Annotated in this window: 11 protein-coding genes; 5 read left to right on the top strand and 6 right to left on the bottom strand. The window is 45.1% G+C overall.

The features are described from left to right. Nucleotides 1-96 precede the first annotated feature (96 nt). Together moeA and GTH32_RS17120 are read left to right on the top strand one after the other, a co-directional pair. A complete protein-coding gene (gene moeA, locus GTH32_RS17125; RefSeq protein WP_163088042.1) occupies nt 97-1,377 on the top strand; it encodes a molybdopterin molybdotransferase MoeA in 1,281 nt (426 codons plus the stop codon). Further along, entirely contained in the window at nt 1,370-2,743 is a 1,374-nt protein-coding gene (locus GTH32_RS17120) for an MATE family efflux transporter (RefSeq protein ID WP_163088040.1), read from the top strand. Before moeA ends, GTH32_RS17120 begins: the two co-directional genes overlap by 8 nt. Nucleotides 2,744-2,793: 50 nt before the next feature. On the opposite strand, the gene GTH32_RS17115 is transcribed toward GTH32_RS17120, so the two are convergent. From GTH32_RS17115 to GTH32_RS17105, 3 genes are read right to left on the bottom strand one after another with little or no spacing between them, the layout of a single operon-like run. Then, the gene (locus GTH32_RS17115; RefSeq protein ID WP_163088038.1) at nt 2,794-3,435 is read right to left on the bottom strand and encodes a nucleotidyltransferase family protein; all 642 of its coding nucleotides are present in this window, start codon (nt 3,433-3,435) and stop codon (nt 2,794-2,796) included. 6 nt (nt 3,436-3,441) lie between these two features. After that, nucleotides 3,442-4,623: a vWA domain-containing protein gene (locus GTH32_RS17110; RefSeq protein ID WP_163088035.1), complete on the bottom strand. Its 1,182-nt coding sequence runs from the start codon at nt 4,621-4,623 to the stop codon at nt 3,442-3,444. Next, entirely contained in the window at nt 4,623-5,459 is an 837-nt protein-coding gene (locus tag GTH32_RS17105) for an AAA family ATPase (protein ID WP_163088033.1), read from the bottom strand. Before GTH32_RS17105 ends, GTH32_RS17110 begins: the two co-directional genes overlap by 1 nt. A 227-nt stretch (nt 5,460-5,686) precedes the next feature. Here GTH32_RS17105 and cysK point away from each other — a divergent pair, with 227 nt between their 5' ends. Together cysK and GTH32_RS17095 are read left to right on the top strand one after the other, a co-directional pair. Continuing rightward, complete coding sequence (gene cysK / locus GTH32_RS17100; protein ID WP_163088031.1) at nt 5,687-6,652, top strand: cysteine synthase A; 966 nt, start codon at nt 5,687-5,689, stop codon at nt 6,650-6,652. A 176-nt stretch (nt 6,653-6,828) separates the two neighbouring features. Then, a complete protein-coding gene (locus GTH32_RS17095) occupies nt 6,829-7,311 on the top strand; it encodes a nuclear transport factor 2 family protein (RefSeq protein WP_246223308.1) in 483 nt (160 codons plus the stop codon). Between the two features lie 70 nt (nt 7,312-7,381). Here the strand turns inward: GTH32_RS17095 and ggt are convergent, their stop codons facing one another. Together ggt and GTH32_RS17085 are read right to left on the bottom strand one after the other, a co-directional pair. Next, nucleotides 7,382-9,139 carry a gamma-glutamyltransferase gene (gene ggt / locus GTH32_RS17090; RefSeq protein ID WP_163088029.1) on the bottom strand — a complete coding sequence of 586 codons (1,758 nt, stop codon included), beginning with the start codon at nt 9,137-9,139 and terminating at the stop codon, nt 7,382-7,384. 15 nt (nt 9,140-9,154) lie between these two features. Next, nucleotides 9,155-9,919 carry an enoyl-CoA hydratase gene (locus GTH32_RS17085; protein ID WP_163088027.1) on the bottom strand — a complete coding sequence of 255 codons (765 nt, stop codon included), beginning with the start codon at nt 9,917-9,919 and terminating at the stop codon, nt 9,155-9,157. A 150-nt stretch (nt 9,920-10,069) separates the two neighbouring features. Between GTH32_RS17085 and rrtA the strand changes: the two genes are divergently transcribed. Then, complete coding sequence (rrtA, locus tag GTH32_RS17080) at nt 10,070-10,678, top strand: rhombosortase (RefSeq protein ID WP_163088108.1); 609 nt, start codon at nt 10,070-10,072, stop codon at nt 10,676-10,678. A gap of 307 nt (nt 10,679-10,985) precedes the next feature. Here the strand turns inward: rrtA and GTH32_RS17075 are convergent. Then, the coding region (locus GTH32_RS17075) for a transposase (RefSeq protein ID WP_425482380.1) at nt 10,986-11,614 on the bottom strand (629 nt) is incomplete at its 5' end.

The raw sequence follows: 11,614 nt of genomic DNA, 5'->3' as shown, positions 1-11,614 counted from the left end.
CACTTTTTGTTTACTCGACAAATTCTCATGCTTTAATGCATTGGTTTATTTAATCATTTAGGTGATAATCGGCTCCTCGAAAAAAGGAGTCCCGCGATGTCATCAAACTGGTTATCTCTAGAAGCCGCTCTACAAAAAGCGTTAGACGCTACCCCTATTGTTACCGACAAAGAAACGGTTCCTCTTTCCCAGGCTTCAGGCCGTATAGCAGCCAATGACATTTACGCCATACTCAGTGTTCCACCATGGGACAATTCAGCCATGGATGGATATGCAGTTCGAACCGATGAGGTAAAAGAAGATAAGCCACTTAGCGTTCAGAGCACCATAACTGCTGGCATGCAGGAAAACGCCGAACTAAAGAGTGGTTCGGCTATAAAAATTATGACAGGCGCGCCCATACCTTTAGGGGCTGATGCAGTAGTAATGGTAGAAAATACCCGCAGCACAGAGGCCGGTGTTATCGTTACGCAAAAGCCCTCCCTTGGCGAAAATATTCGCCCTAAAGCCGGCGATATCGCGCCCAACCAGAAACTGGTGGCCAAAGGAACACGATTGGCTCCTCAGCACCTTATGTTACTTGCCTCACAAGGCATGGCAGACGTTGTTGTTATCAAAAAAATTAAAGTAGGCTTGGTTGCCACCGGTTCTGAGCTAGTGCAACCGGGCGCTGCGCTATCACAAGCACAAATTTACGAATCAAACCGTATTGGTGTACAAGCCCTGTTGTCTGAATACGATGTAGATATTGTTGATTTCGGCATAGTAAAAGACGACAAAGACGCTCTACGTAACATCTTTACCAAGGCCAGCGACAGTGTCGACATTATGGTAAGTAGTGGCGGCGTGTCGGTGGGCGAAGCCGATTTTGTGAAAGAGATTATTGCGTCGCTAGGTTTCATTGATTTTTGGAAGGTCGCCATTAAGCCTGGAAAGCCTTTCGCTTTAGGAAAGATAAACACGACCCTTTTTTGTGGCCTACCCGGCAACCCCGTATCTGCCTTTGTCACGGCCAAGTTATTGGTGACACCCATTATTCAAAAAATGCAGGGCCAGTCAGATATACGCCCCCCGCTTGCAGTGCCCGCCACATTAACTACTACAGTTAAACGTCGCCCGGGTCGGCGAGATTTCCAGCGCGCGACTATGTTTTATGATGAAAACTTTAATTTACACGTTACGCCGTTTAGAACCCAAAGCTCAGGTGTTATGACATCTATTACCTCAGCAAATTGCCTTATGGTGATTGATGAGAACAGCACAGGTCTTGAAGCAGGTGCCTCTGTACCTGTCATCCCTTTTACGTTGGCTGCACCAGACAAAGCACCGAACCTGCCTAAGGCTAATTACTCTACCGCGGAAAAAGATAGTGAATAAAACCCGTTACCTGCTTGAAAGTCGAAATATTATTAAACTTGCGTGGCCACTACTGGTGGCGCAGATCACGCAAATGCTAATGGGGGTGAGCGACACAATAATTTCTGGCCGTTATAGTGCAACCGACATGGCTGCGGTAGCGTTAGGGTTTAGTATTACTATCCCACTGCTTTGCTTTATTCAAGGTATCGCGCTGGCCCTTCCCCCACTTATTTCGCGGCTACAAGGAAATCGCGATATTGGTGGTATTGCCCATGCTTCGCAACAAGCCGGTTATTTAGTGCTATTTGTGGGTGTTTTATTAGCCTGCCTTATCCCCGTTGCTGAATCTCTTGTATCCTTATTCCCCATGGCGCCTGAGCTCCATACTATTACTACCGATTACGTTATGTATGTGCTGTGCGCTATGCCCGGTTTCGCTCTCTATCAGTGGCTTAGAAATTATTGCGAAGGGCTAGGTAAAACCAAGCCCACCATGATCATTACAGTTATTGGTCTACTGGCAAATATTGCGGGTAATTACGCGTTTATCTATGGTATCGGCCCTATTCCTGAAATGGGGGGCGCTGGCTGCGGTATTGCAACCGCAATTGTTATTTACACCATGTTTATTGCTACCTTTGTGTATGTTCGTTATAGCCCTGCACTTAAAAAGTACGGGCTGCTGGCAATCATTTACCGGCCATCAGCAAAGGCGATTTCCAGAACCTTTAAATTAGGCTTACCCATAGCCATGACGTTACTTTTTGAAGTAACCCTGTTTGCGGTGGTTGCACTTTTACTCGCGCCCTTTGGCTCCACTACAGTTGCAGCTCACCAAGTTGCACTAAACTTTTCTGCACTTATGTTTATGTTTCCTATGAGCATAGGCATGGCTGCAGCCATTAGAATTAGTTTTCGCTTAGGCCAAAATAACCGTCGCCAAGCAAGAGTAGCTGCCCATTGCGCTATACTTATAGGCTTTATTACTTCGGCCTGCACCGCCACATTCACCCTTACTGCAAAGGCGTTTATTATCGGCTTGTACACTAACGACAACAACGTTTACGTACTGGCGAATGCGTTGCTTATTTATGCCGCATTGTTTCAGTTGTCAGACGCGGTACAGGTTATTTCTGCTAACGCACTTCGAGGATACAAAGATACCACTGCCATGTTCCTGATCACCTTTGTATCTTATTGGCTTATTGGTTTACCTACTGGGGTTATTCTAGGGCGCACTGATTGGATAACTGATGCCCCGATGTCGGCGGCAGGCTTTTGGATTGGGTTTATCGTAGGGCTAAGCGCAGCTGCTATTATGTTGGGCGCGCGTTTATCCTTCATTCAAAGGGAAAGTTACCAACGCACCCGTAGCTATATCTAACCTATATCTTGTCTTTTTGCGGCCTTTTAGGCTGCCGGCTATGAACAGGGCTATTTTTGCCAATCGCTGGGGACATCAATATCAAACTCAGCTTCAGGTAGCGAAACATCAATAACATCGTTGGCTTTACGCCACTGGCGAATTACAGCCTTGGCGCCCGTATCTCCCTTTAGAGAAAGTAACGAGGGGAAGGCTGCAGCGGGGAAAATAGCGGGCACAGTAAAACGGCACTCACCGTTGCTATGCCAACCACTGCATACCAATTTATCTGGGTGATTTACACTCGTGCGATACAACATAGCAAGGTGCTCAGTGGTTACTTTTGCCAGATCGCCAAGCGTCACTAGAACATGGGTAACATCGTCGCTTGCAGCGAGTGCTTGTTGCACTCCCCAGTGCAAACTTGTGCCCATTCCCTCTTGCCATTGGGGGTTATGAGTAAGCGCGATATCAACGTTTAGGCTGTCTCTCGCCGCCGCGCTACTGTGCATTACGCTGGCGATGTCACTATGCCAGCGCCCGGTTACAATATAGTTATGAGCAAGGGAAAGGTTAGCCAACTGCGCTGCACAGTAACGTACCAACGGCACACCGCTTTTGTGTAAGGCTACTAGTTTATTGCCTTGGTAACGCTTACTTTCCCCTGCCGCCAGCAATATCCCTACTGTTTTCATTGCGTTTCGCTTATCCATAGCCATTTATTTTCGTTGGCTAAGCGCTTTAATAGCTTGGGTTAACCCTTCAAGCGTGAGACCGTACATCCTGTCCTCCATAAGCTCTTTCATAATAGAGAGAGAGGAATAATACGGCCAATAGTTTTCCGGCTGAGGGTTTAACCATATGGCGCTATCAAAGTGGTTTACAAGCCGTTGCATCCACACACTACCAGGCTCTTCATTCCAATGCTCTACGCTTCCCCCTGGATAGGTAATTTCATAAGGCCCCATAGTTGCGTCGCCGACAAAAATCACTTTGTAGTCTTTACCGTAGCGATGAATGATATCCCAAATAGAAATGCGCTCTTTGTTGCGACGTAGGTTGTCTTTCCATACTTCTTCATACACGCAGTTATGGAAGTAAAAATACTCTAAATATTTAAATTCAGATTGAACCGCTGAGAATAACTCTTCGGTCGTTTTTACGTGAGGGTCCATCGAGCCCCCAACATCAAAGAACATCAGAACCTTAACCGCATTATGTCGCTCAGGTGTCATATGAATATCGAGCATACCGCCCTTTTTGGCCGTTTCTCCAATAGTGGTACTCACATCGAGTTCTTCACTGGCGCCGGTACGGGCAAATTTTCTTAGCTTTCTTAAAGCAACCTTTATATTGCGTGTACCAAGTTCAACGTCGGACGAAAGGTTTTTGAATTCGCGTTTATCCCATACTTTGGCCGCAGAAAAGCGACGATTTCCTTTCTGCCCAATTCGCACGCCCTCAGGATTATCACCATATGCACCGAAGGGCGACGTGCCTCCCGTACCGACCCACTTATTACCCCCTTGATGGCGCTTTTCTTGCTCCGCTAATCGTTGCTTTAGCGTCTCCATCAACTGCTCTAGCCCGCCGGATTGACGCAGGGTCTCACGTTCTTCATCACTTAGCGTTTTTTCTATCTGCTTACGCAGCCACTCTTCTGGGATCTCTTTGCCAAACAAATCGATAGACTCAACACCGTCAAAATATTCAGCGAATGCCCTATCAAATTTATCGTACTGGGTTTCGTCTTTAACCATGATGGTACGGGCGATGCTATAGAAATCTTCTATATCTGCATAGACAACATGCATTTCCATCGCTTTCAGTAAATCAAGCAGCTCTCGCAAGGTAACCTTAACCTTGTATTTGCGTAGCGTGAAAAAAAACTGAATAAGCATTAGCGACGCGCCATAAAGACCAATTTTTCGAACAAATGTATATCTTGCTCATTTTTAAGCAATGCACCGTATAATGGCGGAATAGTGGCCTTACCGTCTTTAGAGTGCAATGCTTCAGGTGGTATGTCTTCGGCGACCAACAGTTTTAACCAATCAATTAGTTCTGAGGTAGAGGGTTTTTTCTTTAGTCCCGGCACATCACGAATTTCAAAGAAAGCGTTTAATGCTTCTTCTAGCAGACGCTTTTTGAGATTAGGAAAATGAACGTCTACAATATCTTGCATTTCTTCTGGCGTCGGGAACTTAATATAGTGGAAGAAACAGCGACGTAAAAATGCATCTGGCAGTTCTTTTTCGTTATTAGAGGTAATAATGACGATGGGCCGCTGCTTAGCAACAACACGCTCTTGTGTTTCATATACAAAAAATTCCATCTTATCGAGTTCGAGTAACAAGTCGTTAGGGAACTCAATATCCGCTTTATCAATCTCATCAATCAATAACACAGGACGCTTTTCGGCAGTAAAAGCCTGCCATAGTTTTCCCTTCACAATATAGTTTGAAATATCATGAACACGATCGTCGCCTAATTGAGAATCGCGTAGTCGCGATACTGCATCATATTCGTAAAGGCCCTGCTGTGCTTTAGTGGTGGATTTTATATGCCATTGGATAAGATCTGTGCCTAAGCTGGCGGCCAATTCTTCAGCCAATAAAGTTTTCCCCGTCCCTGGCTCACCTTTTATCAATAAGGGACGTTCTAGGGTTATGGCCGCATTTACCGCCAGTTGGAGGTCTTTGGTTGCAATATAATTAGACGTGCCACTAAAAGCCATGCTTGCGTTACTCCGTTGAATTCTTAATCGTCATGTATTTTAACAATAACATATAGCTAAAAAACACTTTGCATTTTTGCGTTTGGGACCAATGATATAAGGGTATAAAGAATTCCCCTAATTCAGGCTATGAATTATTAACTATTAAGCAGAGAGTACTAAGTATCTTGTACTTAAAACAATAGATGGGGTTTCCTAACATTAAAGGAACAAGGTAAGGAATAATAATGAACGTATTTGACGACAATTCACTTTCTATCGGCCGTACGCCGCTAGTAAAACTAAACCGCGTTACTTCAGGTAATGTGTACGCAAAAATTGAATCTCGTAACCCAAGCTTCAGCGTTAAATGCCGTATTGGTGCTAACATGATTTGGGACGCTGAGAAACGCGGCGTATTAACCGAAGGCAAAGAAATTGTCGAGCCGACTAGCGGCAATACGGGTATAGCGCTAGCTTTCGTTGCTGCATCGCGTGGTTATAAGCTTACTTTAACGATGCCAAGCAGCATGAGCTTAGAGCGCCGTAAGCTACTTAAAGCGCTAGGTGCTAACTTAGTACTTACCGAAGCGCCTAAAGGAATGAAAGGCGCGGTTGCCGCTGCACAAGAAATTGTAGACTCTGATCCAGAGAAATACGTACTGTTGCAACAATTTGACAACCCAGCCAACCCAGCCATCCATGAGAAAACCACAGGCCCGGAAATTTGGGAAGACACTGACGGTAGCGTCGACGCATTCGTTGCTGGTGTCGGTACGGGTGGCACTATTACTGGGGTTACGCGTTACCTTAAAAACACGAAAGGTAAAGCTATTACTGCGGTAGCTGTAGAGCCGACTGACTCTCCCGTGATCACCCAAGCACTCGCCGGTGAAGAGCTCACCCCTGGGCCGCACAAAATACAAGGTATTGGCGCAGGCTTTATCCCAGGAAACTTAGATTTAGACCTTATTGATGAAGTTGAACAAGTGTCTAATGAAGAATGCATGGAAATGGCCCGCAAGCTTATGACCGATGAAGGTATCTTAGCCGGTATTTCTTCTGGTGCAGCAGTTGTTGCCGCGAAACGTTTTGCCGAGCGCCCAGAAAATAAAGATAAGGTGGTAGTTGTATTATTGGCAAGTGGTACCGAACGCTACCTAAGTAGCCCAATGTTTGCTGGCGCGTTTGATGAGCAAGAAGAAGTTCAGTAAACGCACAATATAGCGCTTAAAAAGTTAAACATTTGCTAAATAAAAAAGCGAGGCTCTGCCTCGTTTTTTTGTAGCCCGTTTTAAATTGCATTCATTAGTATAACGTGCCGATCATTTGTGCACGTCATTTCAATGATTGCACTTCCCTCTCACAAGCTTAATAATAGACACTGTTAATGTTAAGCAGTCAGATTATTGTTATGCGCAGTTATTCGTGGTTCATTTTAATCAGTTTTATTACCCTTTTATTTTTGTCTGGATGTGACAAGAAAGAAAAAGGGGTGGGACGTTATGGCATGTTGGATGAAAATACGCCTGAATACGTAACAATTGCGTTTTTGCGCAGCATATATGAAGACGACAATCTTGATACGGCTATTGCGTTATCGGATGAAAGCTTAGCGCGCATTTTAACGCGCTACCATACGAATGGTAACGCACAGCGACACCTAATTAACTTGAAATACGATACGGTAGAACTAACGCCACAAAGTAATAACGATGTGGGTCGCAACCAATATGCCGAGAAGTCGACGATTACCGTATTTTTCAGTGGTATGTACGACGGGGATAAAATTGAAGATATTCGCAGTATCGATTTAAAGAAAATTGATGGCGAATGGAAAATCACCAAAGTGCATCCTGATCACTTTTTCTAAAAAAAGGCTACCGAATTAATTTCGACAGCCTTTTTTCAATTAAGTGGTATATTTTTTAAAGATATTAAGGCTACTCGCCCAACGCCACCCCTTCTCTTCTAGGATCAGCACCACCAACAATTTTACCCGACTTAAACTGGATACCGTGTAAACCACTATTAAGGTCGACAATCTTCACTGGGTGTCCCAATGCTTCAAGCGACTCCGCTAACGCAGTAATAGGAGTTCCCTTTTCCAACGCAGTATAATCATTACGGTTGGTTACTTTGGGCAGGTTGATAGCTTGTTGGATATCAAGACCGAAGTCGATAACACCAATTAATGTTTGCGCCACGTAACTTACTATTCGTGAACCCCCTGGCGAACCTACTACTACCTCAAGGCTACCCTCGTTATCAAACACCATAGTTGGGCTCATGGCACTGCGCGGACGCTTGGATGGCTCTACGCGGTTAGGGACCAATTGCTCATTCTTGATAGGAGAAAAAGAAAAGTCGGTAAGCTGGTTATTCAATAAGAAGCCATCAACCATAATACCAGAACCAAACATAAACTCGATACTGGTGGTCATAGATAACGCATTACCCTTTTTATCTACAATAGAAAAATGCGAGGTATTCGGTAACTCTTTAGACATACCTTGTGCTACCTGAGCATCGCCAAAAGGGTTGCCTGCGTTCGCTTTATGCCACGGTTTAGCAGGATCGATATTTTTTGCCCGTTGCGCTAAGTAGTCAGCATCTATCATGGCCTCATAAGAAAGCGTGGTAAAGTCGCTATCGGCAATGTATTTTTCGCGATCAGCGTACGTCATAGCGCTGGCCTGTGCATAGGCGTTAACAAACTCAACTGAATCTGGCCCCATTGCCCCAAGATTTTGACCTTCTAGCATTTTTAGTAATTGGAAAACATTGATGCCACCTGAACTTGGCGGCGCCATACCACAGATTTTCTTCTCACGATATACACCGCACATAGGCGCACGCTCTTTAGGTACATAGTTTGCCAAATCGTCTAGGGTCATTTTACCTGGGTTAATACTAACCGAATTAACCGCGTTTACTATGTGCTTGGCTACCTCACCTGTATGCAGATAACTACTGCCATTTTCAGCGATACCTTGCAGAGTTTTAGCTAATGCAGGGTTTTTCTTTATAGTGCCCGCTTTTAGCGGCTCGCCGCCCGGAAAGAAATAGTCATGGCTGGTGGGAAAGGTTTTTAACCCGCGGTGGTAATTAAGCGCAACTAATTTAGCCAAACGGGGCGATACTTCAAATCCTTCTCGCGCTGTTTCTATGCTATCTGTGAATAGAGAACGCCACGGTAAGCTACCAAACTGATTGTGGGCCAATTCCAATGCTTTTACCGCACCGGGTACGCCCACCGATTTGCCGCCTACTACCGCGTCTATCCACTTCATTGGTTTGTCGCCTTGCATAAACCAATTTTCATCTACCGATTGAGGGGCCATCTCCCGGCCGTCAAAAGTGTGCAGTACCTTGTTCTCATTATCCCAATAAAGAATAAAGCCACCGCCGCCGATACCAGAGGATTGTGGTTCCACCAACGACAGCATGGACTGCACAGCTACAGCCGCGTCAATTGCACTTCCGCCTTGTTCCAGAATTTGCTTTCCCGCCCACGAAGCATAGGGGTTCGCTGCTACCACCATATAATCTTCAGCGACTACCGCTGTTTTTTCAATATAGCCGGTGGCAGCTTCTGGTTCTCCCACTTCACGTTTTTGCTTCGCAACTGCGGGGACAACTAAGCAGCTTGTTACTGCCAAAGTAATAATTGATGAACTAAACCACGAACCTCTTCTCAAAATATTTCGTCCTCTTTACTTAAACTTTTCCGGATTAATGGGCCGCTTTTTCAAAAAAGCTTCAAACGCTTCTTGTGCGGCAGGGGTGCCCATTGCCTCTAAAAACACATCAAACTCCACGTTCATTTGTTGATGAACTGGGTCGTTCTCACCCTTTAATAACGATTTGGTTTGATACAGTGCAAATGCAGGTTTATCTACAAGCTTTTGAACAACGGTGTTCACCGTCGACACCAACTCACTTTCTGGTACTACCGCAGTAAGCAGGCCAAACTGATAGGCATCTTTCGTGCCAAAGGGCTCACCTAGCATCAACCATTCGCTGGCTTTTGCATGGCCCGCCACTCTAGGCAGAAGATAGCTGGATGCATATTCTGGAACAAGACCTAAATTGATGAACGGTAGAACAAATCGGGTATTTTGCTCAGCGTAGATGAAATCACAGTGCAGTAACATGGTAGTACCTATTCCTACAGCCATACCGTGAACCTGAGCTACAACAGGCTTTTCACAATCCATTAAGGCTCGCATAAAGGCTACTGTTTCGCCGATGTGCTCACTTTCCTCTCGATTTGCAAAGTCGCTAATGTCATTCCCCGCCGTAAAGCAGTCGCCCTCACCTTTTATTAGTACAACCTTAACTTCATCGTTATGTTTGGCAGAGAAAATGGCATCGGCCATTGTTTGGTACATTTTCCGCGTCAACGCATTTTTCTTTTCGCTGCGGTTTATTGTTATGGTTAACACGTGGTTTGCTGTTTCGGTTAAAATTAGCGACATAAACACGTCCTCGTAGGTAGGTTATTAACACCACGTAGACTCACGGTTTTCACTTAAGGTACGTGGTTGAACTTATGTAGGTCCTTACGTAGGTAAGGTATTTTCTGTATCATACCCAGCCCAGCACTATTACTAAAATAATTATCAATGATGATGTCACTGCCACTATCGCCAAAGTATAGCCTAGGCCCGCTAATACTCGCCTTACTCTCTGTTATCGCTTATTGCTTGGAGCCTACTGCGGGAAACTGGCTAGCGTACGACCGTTATGCTATTCAAGGTTTGGAAACGTGGCGATTACTGACAGGGAATATTGTGCATACTAATGGGTATCACGTTTTGTTAAATCTTGCTGGGTTGACACTGCTCTGGGCATTGCATGGTGAGCATTATCGGATAGGGCTATTTCTTAAAGTATTCGTATGGTGCAGTCTGGGCACCAGTGTGGGCCTTTATTTTTTTGCTGAAAATCTTATATGGTACGCGGGGTTGTCAGGCGCACTGCACGGCATTTTTGTATGGGGAGCGTGTATGGATATACGCCAACGTATGACGTCAGGCTGGTTGTTGCTTATAGGTGTGGCAGTAAAAGTTATTTACGAACAAATGTCTGGCAGCAGCGCCGAAGTAGCAGCGCTAATTGATGCAAAAGTTGCCATCGATGCGCACTTATTCGGTGCAATTAGTGGCGCTTTTCTCTTTCTTCTGATGTGGTTAACGTCTGTTCGCCACTCTTCCAATACATCGTCTAACGCCTAGACGGCCTCCCTTTAGCGATACCACACTAACGGAAATCATTAAACACAACTACTAAGCAAGACAGGCATGATACGATACTAATCGAGACAGGCATATTTAGTACCACTAACTAAGACAGGCACTTTTAGAAATGAAAAGTAGCATGCATAACCTCTTTCAGGAGGTTATTAATGTAGGTAACTTTATCTATGTTGGGGATTGTCAGTAATTGTGAATGTGCGTGTAAGCCTTATTTTCGCCTTAGGGGATTTGTTCGCTAGCGTGAAGTGGTGGTAAATTTAGAGAATTGGATTATTAAGGTACAATTCTACCCCAGTAATCGCCTGGCGTTTTGTCGTCCCTGTACCCGTTGTTGATGTTGATTGTGGGCATACTGTTCAAGGTGTACCACTTTGCCAGCCGCCTGCTTAAAGCAGGTTTCAAATTGTGTGGTTAAAGTTAGCCATTGCTCGTGTTCTATATTGAGGCGCTCTAGTATGATGGGCAGACTATGGTCTACCTTTCCTCGCTTGTTTGGGTGAATATACCGGCTGGTTATATCTACAAGCTGAAGGTAATCGGGCAAGGTAAAAGGTAACCCCTGAGGCATTGCCTGGTTTGAGTTGCCTACAAAAGGCATGAGTCGCTTGGGCGTTTTACCTACCCTGGCGGCGTTAATACGGTATTGAATGCTGGTATGGTCAGAGGTTTCTGGCGTTTTTGCTACTTTGGCCCGTACCGGGTTTAAATCAACATAGGCCATACAGGCGGCAAGGGCCGATTCATCTAATAGCGCTTGCGATTTAAACCGCCCTTCCCAGAAGTGCCCGGTGCAGTCGTCTTCTTTATTGGCAGCTCTGGCAATATACTCATTTAATGCACGCATAAACCAACTGATATCAAATAGCCGTTTGCGCCAGACTTCTGCTGTTTCCTCCACCGCTTCAATGTGGGTTT

Source organism: Alteromonas profundi (genome assembly GCF_010500865.1).
Classification (GTDB): Bacteria; Pseudomonadota; Gammaproteobacteria; order Enterobacterales; family Alteromonadaceae; genus Alteromonas; species Alteromonas profundi.
This window is presented reverse-complemented; position numbering and strand designations above follow the sequence as displayed.